Source organism: Streptomyces sp. NBC_00483 (genome assembly GCF_036013745.1).
GTDB lineage: Bacteria > Actinomycetota > Actinomycetes > Streptomycetales > Streptomycetaceae > Streptomyces.
Genome location: NZ_CP107880.1, coordinates 7,946,138 through 7,970,735, shown reverse-complemented (window position 1 = coordinate 7,970,735; position 24,598 = coordinate 7,946,138). Strand labels below are relative to the sequence as shown.

The following is a 24,598-nucleotide window of genomic DNA, read 5'->3' as shown; positions in this document are numbered from 1 at the left end:
CTCCCATGGCCGACCCGCCAACGTCGCCATGGTGCGCAGCTCACGCCCGCACGGCGAAGCAGGACCCGAAGCCGCTTCTCGTCATCGCCGGCTGCTACAGGCTCTCGCCGGGGATCGCCCGGTACGTGAGCTGCAGGTGACGCAGCACCGGGTGGTCGACAGGGAATGTGGTGTCGTCGATCGCCACCAAAGGCCGTACGCCGATCGACGTGTTCGTCGCGAACGCCGCTGCCATGCCCGTCGCCTGATTGAGCGTCACGACGTCAATGCGGTGCTCGGTGTGCCGCTGCAGCAGCGCCATGGTCACGCCTGGCAGTACAGGCGCCTGCGGCCACACCACGGCGCCCTGGTGATCGACGAATCCGACGTTCCAGGTACCGCCCTCGGAGACTCGCCCGTCCCGCCCGACGAACAGAGCGTCGTCGAAGTCCGTACGCTGCGCGGCGCCTCGCGCGTACAGGGCACCGAAGAGGCCGACATGCTTGACCTCGGGCAAGTCGCGCTCGTAGACGACACTCTTGGCGCACAGTGGCTCCGGGGGCGACGTGCCGGCACCGCGCACCGTCACCAGGATGTGCGGCTCCTGAGCGGCCAGGGGGTGCCCCAGGTCGACCTTGGGGTCGTAGATGGTGACACGGATGGTGCAGGGACGCGCCTCGCCCTCAAGGACCTGGCGGACGTAGTTGAGGACGCGGCCCGTGTCCAACTCGGCATCCCACACGACCTTGCAGTCCCGAGCCAGGCGCTCCATGTGCAGGCTCAGGCCGCGGATGCCGTCGGTGTCGACGCGCATGGACGTGAAGTGACCGACGTTCGTCAGGGCCAGAGGAAGCAAGTCCGTTACAGACACGGGCTTTCCATCGAGAGTCACCATGACACCCAGCATGTCAGCAAGGGGTGTCAGTGCCGCACCCAGCACATGGCGTCTGATGAGGTGCCGCATCCTGAGCGTCATGTCCGAGTCCTCGCCGCATGGTGTTCGCCGGCCGTCGCGCCAACGCACACAGTGATCAGCGTGGCGGGGTACACGACGCGGCGCAGCGTCAGCAGATGCCGCAGCCTCTCTTGCCATACCAGCCGGGGAGGCAGCCAATGATCGCTGCAACAGCCATCGCCCCCGTGACCACTCCCCCGTACGCCCACCGTGCCATTGAGCTGGCGTTCGCACCTGAGCCTGTCTTCGTCGGCCGTTGCCGACGGATCGCTACTGCCACTCTGCGTCTGTGGGATGTCCCCGAGTCAGTCGCCGAGAACGCCGTCCTCATCGTCTCCGAACTGGTCACCAACGCCATCGAACACGGCGGCCGAGAGACGGCTCTACGCGTCCGGCTGTCGGAGACCGAACTGCGTATCGAGGTCACGGACGGCAACCCGCGACCAGCTGTTCTGCACACGCCCGCTGACGACGAAGAGTCCGGGCGCGGCCTCTACCTCGTCGCTCTCCTGACCGACCGCTGGGGTACCAGCGACGGCGGCACAACGACCTGGTGCACGATCCTCCTCGAAGGGGAATCGTGATGCCCTCCGCCTCCAGGACCTGCTGGCCGAGCCGCCCTCCACTGCCGCCCCGCGAGCCGGATTTACACCGGATCATCAACGCACTCGCCCGTTCGCTCGCGGACGAGGTCATCAGCGATGCGATCTACGACGCCCTCAACGAAGTCCTGGACGCAGCCACGGACTTCACTCCGGACCAGTTGCTCCAGATCTCCAACACCTTGCGCAGTGCAGGCCGCCAGCTGATCCACATTGCTCCGTACCGGACGGTGTTCTGCCCCACCGCTCAGATCGCGGGCCTGCGAACTCTTCATGACGAGCAACCTGCACTCGAGCATGCCCTGTCGTACGTCAGGCGCTTCGCCGTCGCGATCAGCGCGCTCCTCGACGAGATGGGAGATGACACGTGATGCGCACTCACTCGTCCAATTCTCGGCGCTGGCAGCCAAGCCCCGGGAGGCCGCCGTACGGCACCCGCTCTGCGGTCGCCCGCCCCGCAGGCCAGTTCGCTGCCACCCGACAAGACGCCCAGACCGGCCGCAGCCGTTTACCTGGTGCGGCGTTCCGAATACGCGCCGGGCCTCCCAGAGGCCACGACGCCCCCACTCACACGTTCCACTGACGAAGGACTGCTTCCTCCCATGACAGACGCGACGAGCGACACCGGCGAAGCCACCCGCCAGCGCAACAAGATGATCGACCAGTTGCGTGACGAGGGCTGGATCACGTCACCCGAGGTCGAGGCCGTAATGCGCAAGGTGCCGCGAGAACGCTTCACCCCGGCCGGCACCCCGCTGGCCGAGGTCTACGACCCGTGGAGCGCCGTGGTCACCAAGACGTCCGAACACGGCGTGCAGACCAGCAGCGTGTCCGCCCCGCAGGTTCAGGACTTCATGCTGGAGCAGGCTCAGGTCAAGCCGGGAATGACCGTCCTGGAGATCGGCTCGGGCGGCATGAATGCGGCCTACCTCGCCGAACTCGTCGGCCCTGAGGGGTCGGTAACTACCGTCGACATCGATCCGGACGTCACCGCGCGTGCCGAACGTCTCCTCTCCGAGAACGGATACGACCGGGTGCGTGTGGTCACCGCGGATGCGGCCGAGCCCATCCCGGGCCTAGGCATCGCCGACGTCATCCTCGTCACCGTCGGAGCTTGGGACATCCCGCCGGCCTGGACACACCAACTCAACCCGAAGGGCCGACTCGTCGTCCCGCTGCGCATGCGGGGCCTGACCCGCTCGGTGTCCTTCGTTCTGAACGACGGTCACCTGGAGTCCGAGTCGGCCAAGCTCTGTGGCTTCGTCCCGATGCAGGGTGCCACCGAGCACCAGGAGCAGCTCCTGCTCGTGGCCGGTACCGAGGAGGTCGCCCTGCGCTTCGACGACGGACTGCCGATCGAACCGGGACAACTCGACAACGCCGTAACCACACCACGTATCGAGACCTGGACGGGAGTGACGATCGGCCGCAGCGAGCCGATCGCCACGCTCCAGATGCACCTCGCGATCACGATGCCCGGCTTCTGCACCATGAGCCTCGACGAAGAGAAGAGCACTGGCGTCGTAGCTCCCACCAACCCCCGCTTCTCACTCGCCGCCGTCTCCGACGACTCCTTCGCCTACCTCGTCGTCCGCCCGGCCGGGGACTCGGACGTCGAATACGGCGTCCACGCACTTGGCCAACATGCACAGCAACTCGCCGACGAACTCACCGCGAGTCTGCGTGACTGGGCCACCCTCCGTCGCGGCGGTCCCGACCCGATCATCCGGGTCTATCCGGCAGACGCCACCGATGACCAGATCGCCGGCGACCGGGTCATCGACAAGACGCACAGCCGGATCTCCCTCTCCTGGCCCGCGGCCTGACTCCGCGCCGCCAGGTCGTTCTGCACGACTCCACTCACGGAAGAGAGTGATCAACATGAGCACCACGGCCGTACTCGCCAAGCCGATGCCCTCGCTGGTCGAGGAGGAGGACGACTTCGCGCCCTTGAACGTGCAGGTCGTCCTTGCCACCCACCCGATCGGCCGGCTGATGTGCACCACCAGCGACGGCTGCGGCAACACCTGCACGAACGGCGCCAGCTCGTGCAACTCCCTGCTCCGCGACCCCGAGTGACGTAGTCGACAACAAAACCGGCTTGCCCAGCGGGGGCGCCGCAATTCCTCGGCGCCCCCGCGTCCGCTCGTGCCCCTCCCCCTGTGAGCGACAGGAAGGAACCATGACCTTCGACGTCACCTACCAGTGGACAGGGGCCGCAGTGCTCCGCTCCACCACCGCACCCACCCTCGCCGCCCCTGCCCAGGCCTTCGACCTGGACGACCCGGCCAGCACACGACGGTGGCTCGCTCAGCTCTTCGCTCACCAGGACGTGCGCAACGCGTTGTTCGCCGCCAGCCCTGTGCTCACCTGCACCATCGACTCCATGGTCCAGGGCGCTCAGGTCCGGCCCCGGCAGATCCGCCGCGCCGCCCTCTCCGTCACCTCCTACCTGCTGCGGTGGCAGCACCGCCCCACGCCCTTCGCTCTGTTCGCCGGGACGGCACCCGTGACGGTCGGCTCGAGGCCCATCGTGCGATGGGGCGACGCCCACTCCGTCTTCTTGCGCGCCGACGGAGAGTGGATCAGCCACGTCGTCCGGACGCTGGAGGAGAATCCGGCCGTCCTGGAGAAGTTGTCCCTGGTCGCCAACAACGGCGCACACCCACGCGGGAAGCGCCTCGCAGCACCCGGCGTACCCGCGGACGGCCACGACCGGCTCATGGCGCCCGAGGAAATGTCCCTGCGCCTGACGCGCCCCGTGGAAGCCGCCCTGCAGGCGGCAGCCACGCCGATCACATACCGCGCTCTGCGACAGCACCTGGCCGCGATGTTCCCGTCCGGAGCAGGAGGAAAGCTCGACGCGCTACTGCGTGACCTCGTCGCGCACAACCTGCTGATCACCAACCTGGGCCCACCGATGACCGTTCACGATCCGCTCGACCACGTGTGCCGAGAACTCGCAGGATCCAACCTCACAGACCAGGCAACGGACTTGGACGAGCTACGTGGCGCGCTCGTTGGTCACACCGCCTCGGCCGCCGACACAGACCTGGGCACACTCACCCACCGCATGCACCAACATTCCGACGTCTCTCCGCTGCCCTTGGTCGTTGACACCGCCCTGGACTGTGACGTGCAGATACCCGGCGACGTCATCACGGAGGCCAAGAAGGCCGTTGCCGTGCTGCACCAGGTCAGTCCGCTGCCCCACGGCCATGACCACTGGCGAGACTGGCACTGGCGCTTTCGCGAGCGATACGGGCCCGGCGCCGCAGTACCCGTACTCGACCTGGTCAAAGACAGCGGACTGGGCTGGCCCGCGCAGTACATCGGGTCCGAGCGGCGCAAGGCGCCGGCCAAAGTCACCGACCGGGACCGGCTGCTGCTGCGTCTGCTTCAGCGTGCCGAGCTGGACGGCCACACCGAACTCGTACTGGACGACTCCAAGGTCACCGAACTCGCCCAAGCCGCAGCAACTGATGACAAGGCCTACAGCGACCGCAGTGAACTGGCCATCGAGGTCCACGCCCCTTCGTCTCGGGCCTTGGCCGACGGTGATTTCCGCCTCGCAGTCGTGGGTGTCCCCCGGCCCGCCAGCAGCATGTTGGGCCGCTCGATCCACACGCTGCCGGCTGATGTGCAGGAGCAGATCGCCGACTCGTTCACGACGCGCCCACACGCCATCACGGCCCAGCTGTCGTTCGGGCCCCGACGCCGCCGCAACGAGAACGTCGCCCGAACCGGGCAACTCCTCCCCCGCGTGATCCCGCTCGGCGAGCACCCACCCGACACAGGCGCGACGATCCGCCTAGAAGATCTCGTGGTGACCGCGAGCGCACGACATCTGTTCCTCGTGCACCGCCCTACCGGCCGTCCTGTCGACGTCCGAGTGCCGCACGCCCTGGAGGCCGGCATTCAGACGCCGCCCCTGGCGCGCTTCCTCGCCGAGATCGGCGGCGCTCGCCGCGCCGCCTACGGCGAGTTCGACTTCGGGGCAGCGGCCCATCTGCCGTATCTGCCCCGGGTGCGCTATGGCCGTACGATCCTCAGCCCTGCTCGCTGGCGCCTGGCCAGCAGCGAACTGCCAGGACACGGCGCCACGCAGGAGCAGTGGGACGATCGGTTCGCCCAGTGGCGCCGAGCGCTGCGCGTTCCCGACAGGGTGTCCATGAGCGAGTACGACCAACGCCTCTCCCTGTGCCTCGATCAGACCGCCCACCGGTGTCTACTGCGCTCTGCCCTCAACAAGCTGGGCGAACTGGAGCTCCGTGAAAGCCCGGGCATCGACGCATACGGCTGGATCGGGCGCGCCCACGAGATAGTGGTCGCCTTTCACCGTGAGACACCGGCACCGCCCACGGACCCGATGCCGCCCGCACACTTGGCGGGCCCTGCCCGGCTCCAACTCCCCGGCGCGGGCGACATACTGCGCGCCAACCTGTACGGACACCCCCGCCGGTTCGATGAGATCCTCACGACCTGGCTTCCCCTACTCTGGGACCGGCTCGACCACCATGCGCATGCGGGATGGTTCACACGGCATCGTGACCTGACCAGGCCCGAAGACGGCCAGTTCCTGGATCTGATGCTTCCCACGTCCCCCGACGGCTGGGCAGCGACAGCACTCACGGTGAACAAGTGGGCGAACGAGCTGCACGACACCGGCCTTCTCTCCCGCCTCACTCTGGAGACGTACCAGCCGCACCACGGGCGCTACGGGTCCTCGCCGGCCGCCACCGAGTCCGTGCACCAACTCTTCGCCACCGACTCCCACCTGGCCATCGAACAGATCCGGTACGCCGACCAGCACGACGTCGACCTCACGATGCTCACCACGGTCAGCCTGGTCGACCTCGCCACCCGCCTGCACGGATTCCGAGAAGCAGGCCTCGCCTGGCTCATCGACCACGCCCCCGCCCACGGCCGACCCGACCGCGAACTGCGCCGCCAAGCAATCCGGCTCTACGACGGACATCCGCTCCCCGACAGCGAACGACTCACCGAGGCCTGGGAGACGCGCGCCAAAGCCATCGCCGCCTACCGACACGCTCTCCTGGACGAGGGGCGCGCCCCCGGCTCGATCCTGCGGACACTCCTGCACCAACACCACGTCCGCGCACTCGGCGCAGACCCGACGGAGGAAGAGGCCGTGCTGCACCTGGCCCGCACCGTGGCGCTTCGCTACCTGCCTCTGGAGGCCGTGCGGTGAGTGCCCCGCTCGCCCGCGTCCATGATGTGCTTGCGGAGTTCGCGGGTCATCTCGAACAGCCTTCAGCACCGGCCATCGACTCGCGTTGGGCTGGGCAGTCTCTCGCGTCGGGAGCGGCCGGGACCGCACTGTTCCACAGCGAGTACGCCGCCCGGGGCCTGGCCAGGTGGGGGAACGCACACCAGTGGCTTCAACAGGCCACAGCTGACGACCTCAGCGCCGAGGACACCACCGGCTTGTACCTCGGCGCGACCGCCGTCGCGTTCGCCCTCCAAAACGTCCCGCAGGACAGAACACCCCTTTACCAAGGGGCCCGTGACACGCTGCACTGTCACGTCCTCGCCCTGACCCATCGACGAGCCGATACCGCCGCCGCACGCATCGCCCGACGCCGACCGGCCACATTCGCCGAGTACGACACCTTCATCGGCCTCACCGGGATCGGCGCCTACCTCCTGCGCACCGACCCGAAGAGCAACGCCATGGAGCGCGTTCTCGACTACCTCGTCGCGCTGACCAAGCCGCTCGACGAACACACCCCCGGCTGGTGGGTCGACCACGACCCGTGGCGCGAGCACGCGCTGCCCGGCGGCCACGGCAACTTCGGTGCGGCCCACGGCATCACAGGACCTCTCCTGCTACTCGCCCAGGCACTACGCCGAGGGCACGCGGTACCCGGGCACGAACAGGCCATCCGCACCATCTGCGACCACCTCGACACCTGGCGGCAGGACAACGAGGCGGGCCCATGGTGGCCCGAACACATCACGCTCGCCGACGTCGAGGCAGGCCGCCCCCATCAGCGCGGCCCCGGCCGACCCAGCTGGTGCTACGGCACCCCCAGCATCGCCCGCGCCGGTCAACTGGCCGGGATCGCCCTGCACGACAGCGCATTGCAATCCGCCTACGAAGACGCCCTGTTCCACTGCCTCAGCGATCCCGTCCAGCTCGACACGATCACCGACACAAGCCTGTGCCACGGCTCGGCGGGCCTCTACCAGACCACGTTCCGGGCCGCGCACGACAGTCTGACCCCACGCCTCCACCGGCTCCTGCCCGCTCTCGGGAAGCTCCTGCTAGCCAGCGCCCGCCCAGGCACGCAGGCTGGCACTGGGTTTCTCGAAGGCGACGCGGGGTGTGCCCTCGCCCTCACCACCCTCAGCACCGCCACGGCGCTGACCACCGGATGGGACGCATGCCTCCTCATCGACTGATCCCCACCACCTACCCCCGCATCACCGGCGAGGTCGCCAAGGCCGTCCTGGAGGTGCTCGCCGGCCAGCCAACGGACGACGTCGCCCGCCGGATCAACATGCACCCCGTAAGCCTCTCCGACGCGGTGGACACCTTCGTGGCCGCCGGGACGGACGCCACCTTCCGCCATCAGTACCACCCCAACTGGCTCCAGGTGTACGTAGAGTTCCCCAACTGGCACGACGCCGACCACACCGCCGCTGAACACCTCGTGCCGCTGCTACTCGACACGGAGAACGGAGGAACATGCTCCCGGTGGTGGTTCATCCGCAAACACCCGTACTGGCGGCTGCGCATGCAAACCAGCGCCGAGAATCACACTCGTGACGAACTCGGCGCGAGACTCGATGACTTGACCAGCGCAGGACATCTGCGCGGTTGGCACTCAGGCACATACGAGCCGGAGACCGCCGCATTCGGTGGCCCCATCGGCATGATGAACGCCCATCTACTCTTCGCCGCCGACAGCCGCCACGTTCTCTCCCTATCCACGCTCCCCGAACTACCGCTCGGCCGCCGCGAGCTCTCCGTCCTCTTGCCCACAGTCATGATGAGTGCCGCGGGGTTGGAGTGGGGCGAGCAGGGCGACGTCTGGGACCTCGTCATCAACGAGGAGTACCGCAACGTCGCGGACCTTTCGGACCAGGTCACCGCGCTCGCCGAAACGGTGCGACCACTACTCCTCAGCGGCCTCTCCAGCGACGGCCCCCTCTTCGGTCCGGGGAAGCCCCTCCACCCAATCGCGGATTGGGCGGCCGCGTTCGAAGCCGCGGGTCGCGCCCTCCAGACGGCACATGCCTGCAACACCTTGGAGCGCAGCATTCGCAGAACGCTCGCGTATAACGTGATCTTCCACTGGAACCGTCTGGGCCTATCCGACGGAGTTCAAAGTGCCTTGGCCCTCGCCGCTCGCACCGCTGTCTTCGACCCGCCACAGTCGATATAGGTTGTTGGGAAATTGCCATGACAGACCGTCGGCAGGGAAAGGGAACCGGCGATTCGAGCAGCCAACGCCCCTATCTAGTGCCCGGCAGGCAACACGCCTTCGACCCCAGGAGCACTAGGCGATCACTCACACGATTTCGGCAGGCACGGAAGGCTCTGTTCCGGCCACCGTTTCTCGTCATGCCGCCACCTGCACGTTCGGCACAAATACCCGAACAGGCCTTCACTGCCTGGGCTTTGCACCGCAGTGGAGCTCGCAATCATTGTCCGATTTCGATCGGCATGCGATCGAAATTTCGGGTCACCAGCTTTCATCCTTGCGGGTTCCATGTGGATTCTGTTCCCTTCCGGTGACCATCGGGGTCACTGATGCTGTCTGCCCGTGGGGGGAAGATGTCACTTTCGCGCGCCCGGAGACGTGTCAGACCCACTGTGGTGGCCGTGCTGGCCACCCTCGCCCTGGGGGCCGGTGCGCTCCCGGCCCTCGCTGCTCCCGAGCCGACCGGCTCCTCTCAGTCGGTATGGGGCAAGGACGAGCCGAAGGCGAAGGTCCCGTCGGTCAGGGTGGGCTCCACCCGGCCGGCGAAGCCAGTTGCGGAAGCGGACCTGTCGGCCGAGCGCCGCGCCTGGCGGGCCGCGCAGAAGAAGCGCGCCACCGAGCCGGCCCCAACGGCCGCCGAGGCGAAAGCAGCGGCGGCCGAGGCAGAGGACTACGTGCCCGAGGGCCAGGGAGATGTGCCCTGGCACGAGATCTCCGACTTTCGCATCACCGACTCACTGGTGGCCCGGATCGACTACTCCACCGGGAACCTGATGCTCGCCGCCACCGACTTTCGAGGTCGCCGGCCTGGGCCGCCCGCTGCGGCTGGCCCGCACCTACAACACCCTGGACGCGCCCTGGGGAAAGGTGTCCCAGCGGTGGTGGCAGGAGTACGAGCGCTACGCCCAGATCGGCGCCGGACGGGTGGTCGTCTACGACGCCACCGGCGATTCACTGGCCTTCACGCAGAACACCGACAGCACGTACAAGACGCCGACGGGCTACTCCAAGGACCTGAAGAAGAACACGGACGGCACCTACACGCTCAGCGACCGCAAGTCCGGGGTGAAGGACACCTATAACGCCTCGGGCACGCTGACCAAGGTCTCCGACCGCAGCGGCAGCACCGTCACGGTCACCCAGCACGACGAGACGGCCGAACACAAGGGCTTCAAGCTCACCGAGACCCGCACCGATCGCTCGATCGACCTTGTCAAGACGGACGCCTCACAGTGGCAGGCCAAGGACCACACCGGTCGCACCGCAGTCTTCGACCTCAACCCGGCCGGTGACCTGGCGAAGACCACGGACACCGAGGGCAAGTCGACCGTCTTCGACTACGACTCCTCCCACCGCCTGACAAAGATCACGACGCCGGAGGGGCGGGTCACCGCGTTCACCTACGACGCGCAGAACCGGGTCACCTCGATGCTGCGGGCCACCGACTTCAACGGTTCCGCCCACACCGGCCCCACTTATCGGTACGGCTACTCGGCGAGTGATCCGAACACGGCGGGCACCACCACGGTGACCGACCCCGAAGAGCACGCCACCACCTATGAACACGATGGGCAGGGCAAGGTCTCCAAGGTCACCGACCCCCTGGACCACTCCCGTTCGCGCAGCTACGACGCGAACAACAACCTCAAGACGGCTACCGATGCCATGGGGGTGGGGACCACTCCCGGCAACGTGACCACGTATGGCTGGGACGGCCGCAACAACCCGACCTCGGCGAAGCTGCCCACGGGCGCCACCAGCGCGGTAAGCGGCTATCAGACCATCGCGGGAGCCGACCTGCCGGGCAGCATGACCACCCCGGACGGCGAGAAGACCGACTACACCTACGACACCGCCGGCAACACCGCGACGGTGGCCGTCACCGGGACCGGAGGCGGCACGACGACCTTCACCCACAACAAGGCCACCCCCACCTGCGGCGGCTTCGAGGGCCAGCGGTGCACGGTCAAGGACGCCCGCAGCAAGGTCACTTCGTTCCACTACGACACCAAGGGCAACCTCGACAAGGTCACCCCGCCCGCCCCGCTCGGCGCGACCACGTACACCTACGACAGCCTCGGCCGGCCCGAGACAGCCCTCGACGGGCGCGGCATCGAGACGGTCTACACCTACGACCACCGCGACCGGATCACCGAGGTATCCACCACCAACACCACCGTGCACTACACCTACGACGGCGACGGCAACCTCAAGACGCGCACCGACGACATCGGCACGATCAAGTACGACTTCGACCCGCTGTCCCGCGAGACGGTGCGCACGCTGCAAGACGGCTCCCAGACCGTCCTCGCCTACACCCCGGCCGGAAACGTCGACACATACACCGACCCCGGCGGCACCATCGACTACACCTGGGACGCGGCCAACAATCTCAAATCCCTCAAGGACCCCGCGGGCCGCTTGACGTCGTACGACTACAACAACAACGACGTCCGCACCAAGACCACCTACCCCGGCGGCACCGTCCAGACCGTCACCCCGGACAACTCCAGCCGCCCCAAGACCATCAAGACCACCAGCCCCAAGGGCACCCTGACCTCCCTCGCCTACACCTACTCCTACGTCTCCGGCTCCACGGCGAAGGACGGCGCAAAGATCCGCACCTCCACCGACGCGGTGTCGGGGATGAAGACGACCTACAGCTACGACGGCGCCGGCCGCTTCTCCTACGCCAAGGAGGATAAGGGCACCACGCCGAACTCCTCCTGGCAGTACTGCTACGACGGCGCCGGGAACCTCACTTCTCAGGGTGTCGAGCAGGGCTGTCCGCGTGGCACCACCTACACGTACAACGACGCCTCCCAGCTCACCTCGAAGAACGGCTCGACCACCAACTGGGACTACGACAAGGCCGGTAACGAACTCGCCGGCGCCTCCACCACTGAAGGCACCCGCAGCGCCGAGAAGTGGTCGGACTTCTCCCAGCTGACCTCGCTCACCGTCGGCGGCACCACCTACCCGGCCGACTACGGTTCCACCGACTCCAGCGAACGCCACCGTCTCGGCAACACCTACTACCACCCCGGCCCCATTGGCCTGGCCGCGGAGACAACTGCCGGTGTGGACACGGGATTTGTCCGCGAACCGGAGGGCACTTTGAATTCCATGACCCGCAACGGGAAGGCGTATTACTACCTCACCGACGCCCTCGGCTCCGTGGTAGCGCTCGCCGACGAGACCGGCACCAAGGTGAACACCTACGCCTACAGCCCCCGCGGCGTCACCCGCTCCACCACCGAACAGATCACGCAGCCCTACCAGTTCGCCGGCGGCCACCAAGACCCCACCGGCCTCTACCACTTGGGCGCCCGCTATTACGACCCCAACATCGGCCGTTTCACCCAACCCGACCCTTCCGGCCAGGAAAAGAACCCCTACCTCTACGCCGAAGGCGACCCCGTCAACCGCATCGACCCCACCGGATTGCTCGACTGGAAATCCTTCACAGTGGGAGTTGTCACCACAGCCGCAATCGGTGCAGCAGCTGTTACCGTCGGCGCGGCTTGCGGAGCGACAGCGGGCCTTGCCTGTGCCGCAGCCGGAGCGGTCACAGCAGGTCTGTGGGGCGGGGCAGCCGCTGGCGGAACTGCCGCTGCACTCGGCGTTGACCCCGAGTCGGCCGTGATGTCCGGAGTCGGGGGCGGCCTTCTTTCACCGTTCATCCCGGCTTTCCGCTGACTTGTCGAGGGCGTGCCCGGGGCCAAGCTGGGCACGCCCTCGGTGGAGAGGAGCTGAATTCGTGAACCGTCTGACCCGCGTGCTTTTGTGGGGGCTCTCCATGACAGCCATAGTCGTTGCGATGATGTACCCGTGGCAGGCGGGATGGTCACGTGGGCAGGCAGCTGTCTGGATGCTCGGCATTGCCGTGTTCACCATCACGGTCTCTCTCGGCGCTCAGCGTCTCGCCAAACAGCGTTCTCGCCGGAGTCGCGGGCGCCGCTGAAGAGAACCAGCCTCTACCGCACCGGCACGCCAGCCAAGCGCGAGCGAAGCGGCTCGCGCTCCAAGTCCTACACACGAATTGACTTGCTGTTCTCGTCCGCCCGCGTGCTCGGCCCGTTTTGAACGGGTCTACGCATCGGATGAGTTGATCGGTTGAGATGCCATTTCACTTGGCCAGTCTGCGGTGACATATGAGGGTTGCGGCGATGGCGGTGAAGGCGAGGAAGTGTTCCGGCTTGCGTTCGTAGCGGCGGTGCAGGCGTCGGCAGCCGGACAGCCAGGACACGGTCCGCTCCATGGCTTTGTAGGTGTTCGTTGACTCCGTTTGTAGGTGGGTTCTGACTCCACTTGGCGGCCGGAGGATCTCGTTTGGTAGGTGAGAAGTGACTCCACTTTGTGCGGCGCCGACCAACGCGTCGGCCGGCTCCTGGCCGGCCTCGTTCTCGACGATGGTCTCGCTCATCAGGCGTCTCCTTGATCATCGGATCCGCCGTTAGATTTACACTCCCGTGAACAGCCGCTGGATTCCGTTGCAGGTGAGCGGGACCAACCCGTCTGGAGCGTGATGGCGGGAATGTTCTGCCGCACGGGTGACCTGATCAGCACCTCCCGGACACCGTGGGGGGCATCCATACAGGGGGTTTTGGCGCGCTGGAGGGTGAATTGGCGGCTCCGGGGAGAATGGGGCACCGGCCACGGTGGGACGGTCGCATGTAGACCTCATCCGTTCGTTCCACAACAGAGAGAAGAACAAGCATGAACCGACTCATCACGTCCTTGGTGGCGATCGCCATGAGTGGGGGCGGACTTAGCGTCGCCGACGTTGCCGTTGCCCATGCGGAATCCTCTGCCGCAGCCGACTCAGTGGTGACAATCAGCAGACAGAACAGCCGCAACCAGGTCCTCACCGAGGACTCCTATTCCAGGGGTGCCGTGATCACAACCAACACCGGCGACCCGAGCCAGCGCTGGACACTCCGTCAATCGCAATATGGGTCCGTGGAGATCATGGGCGGCGCGACCGGCAAGTGCCTGAAACTCGAAACAGACAGGGAAAGGGAAGGTCGAGGCTTGCCCGGCAAGGTGCTGCGTGGAAAGTGCGGCGCCAATGGGGAGTCGTGGCAGCGGTGGTACCTGGGGGACAACGGTGACGGCACCGTTACCATCCGCAGCGCTCTCTACATCACGTCGCACCAGTGTCTTGACGGCAGTGGCGGCGCAGCCCTGACCATGAAGTGCGACGGCTCCCAGGGCCAAAAGTGGCAGGTCACTACCAACAGCAGCCAGTAGCCCAGCCCTACCGGTCTGATGACCGGCACCGCAGGCAAGTGAACGACGTGGCGTCTTCCCGCAGGACGGACCGAACCGCGATCCAGCTGTGGACCTGCAACGGTACCGGTGCATGTCTGGGAGCGTCGCAGCGCATCGCGGATGCTGTCCCGGCCTTCGGTCTACCGGGACCTCCTGGTCGGAGAAGGCGCTGAGCCCCTAGAGCGGCTAAGTGGCTGTTGTCGTTCCGAACCTGATGGCGGTGTTTTAGCTGGTCAGGCATAGGGGCGGCGGTGTCGTGGGAGTGGTGGCCTGCCGGGTCATCGCTTCTGGGGAGGCCGTAGATGCCGTCGCTTGCGGGGCTGCTGGAACAGCGTGAGCTCGCTGCCCGCCGTCGGGTGGATGAACTGCGCGAGGAAGTCGACCGCGTGCAGGCCGAGTTGGCCGTGGCCGAGCGGGACTGGAAGGAGTGGGCCATCGCCCGCTCGCAGGTGGGCGAGGTACTGGCCCCGGCCGACGAACGGGAAGCTCCCGGGCAGGCCGAGCAGACGGAGGTTGTTGCGTCGGCGGCGGCGAAGCCGAAGTCGCAGGTGCCGGTCTGGCGCGAGGGACTGAGCTGGTCGGTGCTGTCGGTGGACTATCAGCGCATCCTGCAGGTCCTCGCGGACCGGCGTCGTCCCCATCAAGGGCCGTTGACCTGCCAGGAGATGGCCGGCTTGTTCGGACTTGATGCGGTGGCTTTGTAGGTGTTGTCGGCGTACACCCGTATCTGCTCAGGATGGTACAACCGAAGGTGCTCAGCTTGGCCGCGACGAGGGGCCCGGCGAAGTGGGGAGGCGCTTCGGGCGGGGGATGCGGAACACTTCGCCGGGTGATCGTCGTGCAGCCCGTCCTGGAGATCTACACCCCTGACGGCTTTGACCTCTGGCCCATCGCCGAGATCGAGCCGTTCAGCTTCCTGCCTCTCAGCGGTGATCTCTCACCCGCCGAGGTCGGGACGGCGGTGATGCGCATCGCGGGCTGCAATGACATCGCACCCGATGGCGACCGCCCGCCTCGTCCGGCCGACGCGCTCAGCTCGTTCCTTGACGGACTGCTGACCTTGGAGTGCCTCTTCGCAGCCGGCGGCCTGCGGGTCACCGACAGTTCCACAGGCGTCACCTTCGCACCCGGCTGCTGCGACGGCTTGGAGGACTGGCGCGACTGGCACCAGTTCGTTGACGACGGCACCCTGCTCGGCTTCGGTCACGAGCCCGTTTCACCGGTTGCGGAGCGCGTGGGCGACAGAATCCGGCTCACCGTCAACGCCGAACAGAGCGACAGCCCGCTGATCGAACTGTCCGACACCGAGCTCCGCCACCTGCTCGCTGGCGCCGAGCGCGACCTGACCGACTTCCTCGCACTGGCAGCCGACTGGGCCTCCGAACACCTGCCAGCCCACTGCGCTCCCGTCATAGTCGCCCTCGCCCGCGTTCTCGATCTTCCCAGGCCAGCCATACCGCCGGAGCCGTAGTACGGCGGCCCGGCCGCTCGCCAACGGGGCCTCGGGGGCTGTGATCGTGTGCGATGCGGTGAGCATGTTCGCGTGTACCCGCCTGCGCACTTCGACGTGTACGCCGACAGGTGTTCGTTGACTCCGTTTGTAGGCGAGTTCTGACTCCACCTGGCGGCCGGAGGATCTCGTTCGGTAGGTGAGAAGTGACTCCACCTTGTGCGGCGCCGGCCAACGCATCGGCCCCGTGACCGTGAGAGGTCGCGGGGCCGGAGAGATGCAGGGTGCGGGTGTCAGCTGGCAGCCGACAGTGCTGCGGCCTGTTGCTCCGCGCGGGCCCGGGTGGCTGCCAGCCGGTAGGAGTCGGTGCCGGTCTCGATGATGTTCCCGCCGAACGTCAGCCGGTCCACGATGGCCGCGCAGAGCCTCGGGTCGGTGAACGTCTTGGTCCAGCCTCCGAAGGATTCGTTCGAGGCGATGGCCACGCTGTTCTTCTCCTCCCGCTCCGTCAGAACCTGGAACAGCAGTTCCGCGCCTCGCCGGTCGAGTTCCATGTAGCCCAGCTCGTCGATGCAGAGAAGGTCGACGCGGCCGTAGCGGGCGATGGTCTTGCCAGCAGTTTCTCGTCTGCGGCCTCCACGAGCTCGTTGACGAGCTTGGTGGCCAGGACGTATTTCACCCGGTACTCGTGCATCGCGGCCTTGGTGCCCAGCGCGATGAGCAGGTGGGACTTGCCGGTTCCGCTGTCGCCGATCAAGCAGAGCGGCAGGCCCCTCTTGACCCAGTCGCACTGGGCGAGGGTGTGGATCGTTGCCGGGTCGATGGCGGGGTTGGCGTCGAAGTCGAACTGCCGGATCGACTTCTCGCGTGGGAAGCCGGCCGCCTTGATCCGGCGCTCCGAGCGCCGGCGGGCCCTGTCGTCACGCTCGGCCAGCAGCAGCTCGGCCAGGAACCCGCGATAGGTCATCTGGTCCCGGACCGCGGCTTCGGCCAGGTCGGGGTACTGGTTTCGGATGGTGGGCAGCCGGAGCATCCGGCATGCCTGGTCAACTGCGGTGTCGGCGGCCTGTTCGGTCAGTCCGCGGTTGCGCTTGGCGGTCACGGTGCCTCTTCCTTCGGTCATGCCTGGCCGTCGGCGGGGCGCTGGCGGAATCGCAGCAGCTGGTCGTAGGCGGCCACCGACGGCAGCGGCCTGGGATCGGGCGGCAGCGCGGCCAGGCGCCGCTCGGTCAGCGAGGTCACCGTCGCCCCGCCATCCACCCGGTGACGCGGCGCGCTGTCCTGGCCGGTGGGCTGTTCGGCGCCTTGGTCGGCCTCGCCCCACTTGCGGGCCTCCAGGGCGACCGCGTCGGCGGTCAGCGCGCCGGCCCGCAGCGCGGTCGCGATGCCGGCCACCACGTGCTCGTGGACCATGTGCCGGTGCAGCAACAGGACCGCGATCAAGGCGCGGGTGCCCTCGGCGTCGCCGTGGGCCTTGCAGGCCGCCTGCCACCAGGCGTCGTGGACCGGGGTGAATTTGCCCGCCGACCTGGCCTGATCCAGCGCGGTCGCGCCGGGCAGTACACCCGGTTTGCGGACCAGGGCCTCCAGGTAGTGGTCCAGATCCAGGCGGGAGCCGCCCTTCGCGATCAGCCGCTCGTGGCGGGCGACTTCCTTGTGCGCGTCGTAGACCACGAGCTCCGAGGCGTGCAGCACGACCCGCACCATCCGGCCGATCAGCCGCACCGGCACCGAGTAGTGGTTCGTCCTGACGCTGACCTGTCCGTAGCGGTTCACCCGCAGCGAGGAGACCAGTCCGGTCTCGAAGTCCTCCTCCGGCAGCGGGACCAGCAGCGGTCGCTCGACGGCGAACATCTCACCGATGGTCAGCGCCCGCTGCATGATCCGGCGGGCGTCGTCCTGCTGGTCCCAGTGCTCGACCATCGCGTTCAGTTCGGCGAGCGAGGCGACCTTCGGGACGGGGACCAGGTGGTTCCTCCGGAACCAGCCGATCTGCCCCTCGACGCCGCCCTTCTCGTGGGCACCCTCGATGCCGGGTTGCAGTAGAAACTGTTGATCGAGAAGTGCGAGCGGAAGGCCGTCCACCGGTCGCTTTCCACCCTGCCCCGGGTGTGTCCCAGCACCTGGCTGACCGCGGCGCGCAGATTGTCGTAGCGGACCTTGCCGCGCGGCACCCCTCCCAGCACGTGCAGCGCGTGGACGTGGCCTTCCAGGAACGCTTCCTGTCCACACGAAGCGAAGATCTCGTGCACGGCCTTCCCGCTGAACGAAAGACGCAGCGAGAACAGGAACACCTTGGTCGGCACGCCGTTCAACTGGATCCAGACGTCCCCGAAGTCGACCTCCGCCTCGTCACCGGGGCGATGGGTCTGCGGCACGAACGCCTGCGGCGGCCCCCGGCCCTCCTCGATGCGGATCTCAGGCTTCCGCTGTGCGATGTAGTCGCGGACCATCGAGTAGGTCACGCCCCGGGCGTCGTACTCGTCGATCAGCCGGTCGAAGACCCGCTTGATCGTGTGCCGCTGTTTGCGCGGCGCATCCAGGTCATCGCGCAGGATCTGGTCGATCGTCGCCTTGAACGCATCCAGGCGCGAGACCCGGGCCGGAAGCTGTTTGCGCGGCGCCGGCCACACCGACTCCAGGGCCATCGCGACTGTCCGGCGCCCCACCCCGTACTTCGCCGACAAAGCCCTGCTGGACAGCCCTTCGACCCGAGAGTCATGGCGTATCGCCGCGTACAACTCGACCTTCGAAAAGGGCACTTGAACCACCCAGCGCTAGCTGATGCACCCCGATACTCCCACCGCAAGCCCTCCGGCGGAGTCAAAACTCACCGACACCACCCCGCCGCTGACGGCACTGGAGTCAGAACCCACCCACTGCTGGCCTCCAAACTCACCTACAAAGCCAGCTCCACGACCCAGCGGTGTCGGCCCAGGTGCCGAGATGACTCGATGCCTTTGCGGGCCAGGCGATGCCGAATGCCACGGGAAGCGAGCCATCGGCGCAGGTGGCGGTAGTCATAGCCCTTGTCACCGTGCAGCTACCCGGGGCGCCTACGCCGTGGGCCACGACGGGAGCGGATGGGCGGGATGCCACGGACCAGTCGGGAACCCCACGGCGAGAACCGTGAACAGCAGCGCATTTGTTAGTGCAGGCACATGTAGACCTCTCGGTAAACGTACGCCCCGGACACCCAACCCGTGACGCCGGTGGACTTGTCCGTTATGTAGTGCCAGTTGCCGTGGGTCTTGTGGACGCTGAACTTGTGCCCCTTGTAGAGCACACCGCGTGCGGTGGACTTGCTGGTCGCGTGAGAACGGATCGTCACAGCCTTCGTGAGGACCGTCCACGGACCACGGCGGTCGCAATCGCCGCCAGGAGAAGGCGAGACCGAGGCGTGGGACGGTGCCGCTGTCGCGCTCGTAGCCGAGACGACAGGGGCCGCCAGTGCGCCGAGAATAGCGACGGAAGCAGCGAGTCGGGCAGTGTGCATGCGGAAATGACCTCTGTGATGGGCTGAGGGAATGAGGAAGCAGCCGCAGTCGGATTCCGTGCGGCCGAGCTCAAGAGTCCAGAGGATCCGCAGCTTCCGGTGACCGGAGATTGCGTGATATGCGGGCGCCACCCAGCACGCGCCACGTCCCAACGGTGGCTTCGGCGCCGGATTGCTTCCACGCCTTGCAATCGCTGCGGATGCCCGGTGGTGGCCGGCCGACTGCGACGGCCCGGCGGGGCTCAACGTCGACGATTGCGCTGACCAGCGGTGGTGATCAAGTCGGGCTGAACCTGCTCGACGGCCTCGCCGCCCGCGCGACGCCGCAGCACGGTGTGGAGCATGCCGTCGGTGGCGTAGATGCCGGGAAGGCGGCCGGCGAACATTTCCAGAACCATGCCGTGGGCAGTGAGGTGATCGGCGAGCGCGGTGAGTTCAGCAGCGTCGCGACGATCCTCCCCTCGGGAGGCGGGGTTCGTCGGTTGCGAAGGCGACTCAGCCGCGTAGTTTCAGCAGAGGCGGCAGGTGTAGATCAGCCAGCCGCATCTGCTGTCGTCCTGGGGCACTCCCTACCCAGGCGCCTGCACTATCGTTCAATTGCTCGAGTGCTATGCGAACAATGCACACCGAGGGGCGGAATGGATCATCCCGACCGGACTTCCCGCACTCAGCAGCCGGACCCGCTGCGGTGGTACGCCGGACTCCCCTGCCTGGTAGCCGCATTGGTGGTGGCTGTGGTGTTCATCGTGTCGTGGCCGAACCTGCCAGACCCCATGGCCGTCCACTTCGACGAGGCGGGGAACGTCAACCGGTCCTCCTCCCCAGCGGAGCTGCTACTGATCTCCGAAATGACCTTGCTCGGACTCGGCCTGGGGGTGTCCCGGAGCGCGGTACGAGGATCGCTCGCCCTACGAACGCTCTATGCCACTTCTGCGGCTGCGGCCGTCTCCCTGGGGTACCTGTTCACGATGCTGGCGCTGGTGAACGCCGACGCCTCCACCGCTGACGAGGCGCGGATGCCGTTGTGGCACCTGCCCGTCGCCGCGGGATTGACCGCCGCCGCTATTTTCGGGGCGCACGTGCTGACGCGTCGGGAGCACCCCGATGGCACAGATCGGCCCACAGCCTCTGGCTCCATGGGCCGTCGGCGAGGGTCGCGGTGATGGCTGGCGCCCAAGTGAGTGTCCGAGAGGGCGGGCTGCCATCCGGCCGCCGCTGCTTCGCAGGCCCCGGACCCACCTCCCGCTTCAGCGGATCGACAAAGCGTGGGCCGACAAAGTCCGGCCGTTGCCGGATCTCGGAGGCCGGGAATACAGGATCGCCAACGGCAGGCGCGGACTTGCGCTGCGATCCGGGCAGGCGGTGTGGCTGGAGCTGGACGACGGCAAGCAGTTCGTCGTGGCCGTTGACGACGCCGCGACGGCGGCCGGGCTGCTCGGCGACCTGCTGGCCCGGGACGTTCGTCGGGACCACTGAGATGCTGATCCGTATCGACGCCAGCTCCGCCCTCCCACTTTCGGAGCAGATCGCCACCGCCGTGCGACGGGCACTGGCCGACGGCGCCCTGAACCCCCGGCGACCGGCTGCCCGCCGCCCGGGAGGTGACGCTTCCTCGACGTCCGTCCACACCGTCCTGCGCGGCTACCAGGGCATGGGTCGGGGACTGGCTGCGTGACCGTGCGCCGAGGTCGCATGCGTCGCTGCGCCCGGGTGCCTCCGTCGAGCAAATGGCGCAGGCCGAACAGCAACTGGGTTTCTCCTTGCAAGCCGCGCTGCGCGGGCTGTGGTCGCTGAACGACGGTGTCAGCGACAGCGACGCGGGCGCGTTCCTCAACGGGCTGGGGCTGCTGCCGATGGACGTCGCCCTCTCCTCACCGAAGAGGTTCCTGAATGGGGCTCGTTGTGCGTGCCGTTCACTGCCGACGAGGTCGGCGAGCCGTGGAGCGGAGACTTCATCGACTGCGGCACCGGCCTGACCGGCCACTGGTGCATGGATGAGGAGCCGGGCATGCATGGCGAGTCCTGCAACGGGCTGACCTTGCCAGGACTCTTGGAGTAGGTCGTCGAAGCGCTGAGGGCGGGCACCGGGCCGTTCATCGGTCGACCCAATGCCCCCGGGCTCGTGGACGGTGCCCTGGTGTGGACAGATCCTCGCGACGTGCGCACTCCCGGCTGGGCGCCGGTGCACGCCTGATGTGATCGCTGGAGCCGTGGAGAGTCAGCTTATGCGTGCGGCACGAACGTCGGTTCCCTCACGGCCCTCCAGGTACTACTCCGAGCGGGGCGTACTGAAATACGTGCCGGCGAGGGCACCGTCGTAGCCCATGGACTGGGCGGCGGCCTCAAGGCTCGGGTGGTCACGACCTCCAGCGTCGATCATGGATTCGTAGTCCGCACGGTTCAGTTCGGGCTCGACCCACTCGTGGGCACAACGGCAGCGAATCCGGATGATGCTGCGGTCACAGATGACCATCCAGTCACGGCGTGCGCCGCAGTTCGGGCACATCACCGGAATGCCCGTGACACGGATTCCCTCCGGGTGGGTGGTGGCACGCAGTCGGATGACGCCGTCACCGAGCTGCGTCTCCTGCTGCAGGCGCAGCAGCGGGTCCTCATATCCATCAGCGGTCGACGCAAGCGGTCTGGGTATCTGGACATCTTCGCTAACCATGGGCCTTGTTCTCCTCGTTCTCTTGTTGACCAGCCGTAACAGCTTTCGGTCGGCGCAGTCCAGCCCTTTGCAGTGGTGTCAGTGCCGAGCCCGGGGACGGCGTGCATGGTCCGTTTTGGGGTGCTGCGTGGTGGTGGCCTGTGTCTGAGCTTCGGTGAATTGGGGCGGCCCCGGTGGTGTCATGTGCGTCGCCGGTGTAGGGGGCAGGCCTGGCGTGGCGGGCAAGTGGGCGATGCGGCGCAGGCGCCAGACGAGTACATCGGGGACACTGTCCGCCGTGACCAACTCGCGCCATTCGACGGCTTGTCGGAGAAGGGCCTCCGCGTGATATCCGGCTTCCTCGGCCTCGCCCAGAGTGGCGACGAGGGCGTCCCAGCCGGGCTCGCCGTGGTCGGAGCCAGCGCGCTCGGGTAGGGCGTCCGCGATGGCGTGTGCATAGCGGTCTCGTTGAGGCATGGAGAGCCGACGCTCATGTGCGTGCATCGCAGCCATGGGGGTGGCGGCGGCGGTTCGGTAGGCAGCGCGGACGTGTTCGACGGCCTGACGGGCGGCGGCTGCCTGCTGAGCGTGGCCTCGGGCCGAGTGCCAACGGATCGCGGCGATGGTGGCAAGGACCAGGGTGGACAGGAGCATCGCGGTGGCGCCACCGTCTTCGCCCTTTCCTAGGGCATTGCCCGCCTGGGTGATGCCACGTGCGGCTACACGCAGAGCTCGATGGTCCGCATGTTCGGCGCGGACGTGGGAGCGGGTTACTCGTTCGAAGGCACGGGCGGCTTTGGCGAGTTCCTCGCGCGATGAAGTGGAGGCCGTCTGGGCGACGGCGTCCAGGACGGTACCGACTCCGACCAACTGTGCCGCGCCGCTGGCGTCATCTTGACCGGCGATCTGGGTAACCGCCTGCTCAACGGCACTCATGGCAGCACGGCGGGCGTGTGCTGGTCGGTCGGCGAGGTCCTTCGTCGAAGACAAATTGTCTTCGGGCGCACTGCCCTGAAGCCGTCGGCGGATCTGCGGCAACGAGAGGTCGGGCGCGAGGCGGGAGCCGGGGAACCAGATCGGCTGTCCCGCACGGTTGCGGTCGCCCGGCAACGCCACCTTGTACCCGAGGGCATCGCCAGAGGGAGCGCGTCGGACTTCGAGGCGGAGGCCGGCCTCGGTGAGGCGGTGGAAGAACTCCCCTTCGTCAGCCGCGCCGGCCAGGGCCTGGCGGACGCGTTCACGAAGGGTTTCACGGGCTGGTTCGGGGCGGCCAGTGCGTTCGGCCTTCGCGCGTTCGGCGCTGGTGGGTCGTTGGGCCGCGGTGCCATCGCCCTCATTGAGGATCTGCAGACCCCATTCCCTTTCGATCTTGCGGCATTCGGCCTGGGCGCGGATCCCGTCCTGGTGCCGTCGTGGGCTGCGGCCGTCTTCGCGTTTGAGGGTGGCGACGATGTGGATGTGGTCGTCGGCGTGCCGTACGGCCACCCATCGGCAGGACTTGTCGTCGCCGTACTCGGCGATTCCGGTCGCGTGGACGATGCGGCGGGCGACTTCGGACCACTCGGAGTCGGTGAGGTATCGGTCCCCGGGGGCCGTGCGGACGGGGCAGTGCCAGACGTGCCGGGCCGGGCGACGGTCCTCGCGAACCGCTAGGACCGGAAGGTCCAGCGCGTCGGCTAGTTGCTTCAGCGTGGCCGCCCGGTCCCGTCCCGGGTCGGGCGCGAGTTCCGGCATCCAAGCCGTCACGAGGTGCGGATCGATGTGTTCGTCGCGACGGCCAGGGCCGTAGAGGTAGGCGAGGAGGCCGTGCGTACGGCCTCCGGTGGAGATGTCGGGGACCACGGCTGGCTACCGCCGGGCCAGTTCGATTGCCGCGGCCTCGACTCGGGCCGCCGCGCGCAGGACTCGGGCGACTGCGTCGTCCGCGTACTCGGCGTGACCGCCGGAGTTCAGGACACGGGCCACTTGGTTGAGGTTGTTGCCGACGCGGGCGAGCTGAGCGCTGGCCGTCATCAGCTCCTCGACTCGGCCGCGCTGGTCCAACAGCCAGGTTTTCGGGCCTCCTTGGGCTCGTGCGACCGCGACCGCGGCGTCGGCGATGAATCCTGCGACCTTCAGGCCGGCCTCGTCGGCTGCGCGGTGGACGATGTCGAGTTCGTCGCGCGTCAGGCGGACGCTGCGGACTTGGTCGCGGTGCACGCTCTGACGCAGGCGTGGGCGTGTACGCACGGTGGCGCGTTCGTCATCTTCTCCACCCGGCTGCGATCCGCCCTCGGTCGCAGCCTCCGTGGCCGGCACCCCCTGGTGCCGAACCTCCCCCGCCTCCCCTGGGGCGGGGGCAAGCCCTTCCGAAACTCCTCCGCGGCCCGTGGCTGCGGAGGAGTTTCGGAAGGTACAGCTTGCTCGGCTTCGTTCCGGGCAGCGTGCTCCGCTCGGGTCAGGTAGTGCGCAGGGGCTCTCGCCAGGTGTCATCGAGGCAGTCCAGAGGCGGTGCGGCGTACGTCGTGCAGGACGTCGGCTATGAAGTCGATTACGAGGACGGGGTGGTGGAGCGTATGGGGCCTGCTGGTGGGCGTGCGTTGCACTGTCCAGGCGCCGTCGGGGCCAGGTTCGGCGCGGTGGAGGTGCCCGTATTTGGTGAGCACGGTGATCCACGCGTTGGCTTCGGCGTGGGTGGCCGGCGTGGTGCGCATGGGTGTCTCCCGGTTCGGGGAATGGGGCGAAGTGTGTCGGGGTTGCGG

At 67.4% G+C, this 24,598-nt stretch carries 19 protein-coding genes and 6 pseudogenes; 14 read left to right on the top strand and 11 right to left on the bottom strand.

Features of this window, described 5'->3' with window-relative positions; translation table 11 throughout:
• Nucleotides 1-94 precede the first annotated feature (94 nt).
• Entirely contained in the window at nucleotides 95-874 is a 780-nt protein-coding gene (locus tag OHA73_RS35525) for an aminotransferase class IV family protein (RefSeq protein ID WP_327657157.1), read from the bottom strand.
• A gap of 218 nt (nucleotides 875-1,092) precedes the next feature.
• On the opposite strand from OHA73_RS35525, the gene OHA73_RS35520 reads away from it, so the two are divergent.
• From OHA73_RS35520 to OHA73_RS35485, 8 genes and pseudogenes are all read left to right on the top strand, one after another.
• The gene (locus OHA73_RS35520) at nucleotides 1,093-1,518 is read left to right on the top strand and encodes an ATP-binding protein (protein ID WP_327657156.1); all 426 of its coding nucleotides are present in this window, start codon (nucleotides 1,093-1,095) and stop codon (nucleotides 1,516-1,518) included.
• On the top strand, nucleotides 1,518-1,907 hold the full coding sequence (locus OHA73_RS35515) for a hypothetical protein (protein WP_327657155.1): 390 nt from the start codon (nucleotides 1,518-1,520) through the stop codon (nucleotides 1,905-1,907). Before OHA73_RS35520 ends, OHA73_RS35515 begins: the two co-directional genes overlap by 1 nt.
• Before the next feature lie 231 nt (nucleotides 1,908-2,138).
• A complete protein-coding gene (gene fxlM, locus OHA73_RS35510) occupies nucleotides 2,139-3,362 on the top strand; it encodes a methyltransferase, FxLD system (RefSeq protein ID WP_327657154.1) in 1,224 nt (407 codons plus the stop codon).
• A 55-nt stretch (nucleotides 3,363-3,417) separates the two neighbouring features.
• The gene (locus OHA73_RS35505; protein ID WP_267071405.1) at nucleotides 3,418-3,615 is read left to right on the top strand and encodes an FxLD family lanthipeptide; all 198 of its coding nucleotides are present in this window, start codon (nucleotides 3,418-3,420) and stop codon (nucleotides 3,613-3,615) included.
• A gap of 103 nt (nucleotides 3,616-3,718) precedes the next feature.
• The gene (locus tag OHA73_RS35500; RefSeq protein ID WP_327657153.1) at nucleotides 3,719-6,748 is read left to right on the top strand and encodes a lantibiotic dehydratase; all 3,030 of its coding nucleotides are present in this window, start codon (nucleotides 3,719-3,721) and stop codon (nucleotides 6,746-6,748) included.
• On the top strand, nucleotides 6,745-7,962 hold the full coding sequence (locus tag OHA73_RS35495) for a lanthionine synthetase C family protein (RefSeq protein ID WP_327657152.1): 1,218 nt from the start codon (nucleotides 6,745-6,747) through the stop codon (nucleotides 7,960-7,962). Before OHA73_RS35500 ends, OHA73_RS35495 begins: the two co-directional genes overlap by 4 nt.
• A complete protein-coding gene (locus OHA73_RS35490; protein WP_327657151.1) occupies nucleotides 7,935-8,948 on the top strand; it encodes a thiopeptide-type bacteriocin biosynthesis protein in 1,014 nt (337 codons plus the stop codon). Before OHA73_RS35495 ends, OHA73_RS35490 begins: the two co-directional genes overlap by 28 nt.
• Before the next feature lie 392 nt (nucleotides 8,949-9,340).
• Nucleotides 9,341-12,686: pseudogene (locus OHA73_RS35485) on the top strand (RHS repeat-associated core domain-containing protein).
• A 430-nt stretch (nucleotides 12,687-13,116) separates the two neighbouring features.
• Here the strand turns inward: OHA73_RS35485 and OHA73_RS35480 are convergent.
• Nucleotides 13,117-13,248 (bottom strand): annotated as a pseudogene (locus OHA73_RS35480) (IS5/IS1182 family transposase); the annotation flags it as partial.
• A gap of 458 nt (nucleotides 13,249-13,706) precedes the next feature.
• On the opposite strand from OHA73_RS35480, the gene OHA73_RS35475 reads away from it, so the two are divergent.
• From OHA73_RS35475 to OHA73_RS35465, 3 genes and pseudogenes are all read left to right on the top strand, one after another.
• Nucleotides 13,707-14,240: an RICIN domain-containing protein gene (locus tag OHA73_RS35475; RefSeq protein WP_327657150.1), complete on the top strand. Its 534-nt coding sequence runs from the start codon at nucleotides 13,707-13,709 to the stop codon at nucleotides 14,238-14,240.
• 323 nt (nucleotides 14,241-14,563) lie between these two features.
• Nucleotides 14,564-14,956, top strand: a pseudogene (locus tag OHA73_RS35470) (hypothetical protein); the annotation flags it as partial.
• A gap of 134 nt (nucleotides 14,957-15,090) precedes the next feature.
• Entirely contained in the window at nucleotides 15,091-15,732 is a 642-nt protein-coding gene (locus OHA73_RS35465; RefSeq protein ID WP_327657149.1) for a hypothetical protein, read from the top strand.
• 272 nt (nucleotides 15,733-16,004) lie between these two features.
• Here the strand turns inward: OHA73_RS35465 and istB are convergent.
• The 5 genes and pseudogenes from istB to OHA73_RS35440 all read right to left on the bottom strand — a co-directional run bounded on the left by istB (nucleotide 16,005) and on the right by OHA73_RS35440 (nucleotide 19,605).
• Nucleotides 16,005-16,813: pseudogene (gene istB, locus OHA73_RS35460) on the bottom strand (IS21-like element helper ATPase IstB).
• 17 nt (nucleotides 16,814-16,830) lie between these two features.
• Nucleotides 16,831-18,473, bottom strand: a pseudogene (istA, locus tag OHA73_RS35455) (IS21 family transposase).
• 149 nt (nucleotides 18,474-18,622) lie between these two features.
• Nucleotides 18,623-18,805, bottom strand: a pseudogene (locus OHA73_RS35450) (IS5/IS1182 family transposase); the annotation flags it as partial.
• A gap of 54 nt (nucleotides 18,806-18,859) precedes the next feature.
• The gene (locus tag OHA73_RS45830; RefSeq protein ID WP_443063163.1) at nucleotides 18,860-19,207 is read right to left on the bottom strand and encodes an SH3 domain-containing protein; all 348 of its coding nucleotides are present in this window, start codon (nucleotides 19,205-19,207) and stop codon (nucleotides 18,860-18,862) included.
• A 242-nt stretch (nucleotides 19,208-19,449) separates the two neighbouring features.
• A complete protein-coding gene (locus OHA73_RS35440) occupies nucleotides 19,450-19,605 on the bottom strand; it encodes a hypothetical protein (RefSeq protein WP_327657147.1) in 156 nt (51 codons plus the stop codon).
• Nucleotides 19,606-19,845: 240 nt separating this feature from the next.
• On the opposite strand from OHA73_RS35440, the gene OHA73_RS35435 reads away from it, so the two are divergent.
• From OHA73_RS35435 to OHA73_RS35425, 3 genes are all read left to right on the top strand, one after another.
• Nucleotides 19,846-20,370, top strand: coding sequence for a DUF1648 domain-containing protein (locus OHA73_RS35435; RefSeq protein ID WP_327657146.1), 525 nt, complete (start codon nucleotides 19,846-19,848; stop codon nucleotides 20,368-20,370).
• 124 nt (nucleotides 20,371-20,494) lie between these two features.
• Entirely contained in the window at nucleotides 20,495-20,683 is a 189-nt protein-coding gene (locus OHA73_RS35430; protein ID WP_327657145.1) for a hypothetical protein, read from the top strand.
• Between the two features lie 251 nt (nucleotides 20,684-20,934).
• Nucleotides 20,935-21,183 carry a hypothetical protein gene (locus OHA73_RS35425; RefSeq protein WP_327657144.1) on the top strand — a complete coding sequence of 83 codons (249 nt, stop codon included), beginning with the start codon at nucleotides 20,935-20,937 and terminating at the stop codon, nucleotides 21,181-21,183.
• Between the two features lie 293 nt (nucleotides 21,184-21,476).
• Here the strand turns inward: OHA73_RS35425 and OHA73_RS35420 are convergent, their stop codons facing one another.
• The 4 genes from OHA73_RS35420 to OHA73_RS35405 all read right to left on the bottom strand — a co-directional run bounded on the left by OHA73_RS35420 (nucleotide 21,477) and on the right by OHA73_RS35405 (nucleotide 24,550).
• Nucleotides 21,477-21,878, bottom strand: a complete 402-nt coding sequence (locus OHA73_RS35420) for a hypothetical protein (RefSeq protein WP_327657143.1) — start codon at nucleotides 21,876-21,878, stop codon at nucleotides 21,477-21,479.
• Nucleotides 21,879-21,956: 78 nt separating this feature from the next.
• Entirely contained in the window at nucleotides 21,957-23,699 is a 1,743-nt protein-coding gene (locus OHA73_RS35415; RefSeq protein ID WP_327657142.1) for a relaxase/mobilization nuclease domain-containing protein, read from the bottom strand.
• A gap of 6 nt (nucleotides 23,700-23,705) precedes the next feature.
• A complete protein-coding gene (locus OHA73_RS35410; protein ID WP_327657141.1) occupies nucleotides 23,706-24,086 on the bottom strand; it encodes a plasmid mobilization protein in 381 nt (126 codons plus the stop codon).
• Nucleotides 24,087-24,325: 239 nt separating this feature from the next.
• Nucleotides 24,326-24,550 (bottom strand): hypothetical protein, encoded by a 225-nt coding sequence (locus OHA73_RS35405; protein WP_327657140.1) that lies wholly within the window; start codon nucleotides 24,548-24,550, stop codon nucleotides 24,326-24,328.
• Between the last annotated feature and the right edge of the window lie 48 nt (nucleotides 24,551-24,598).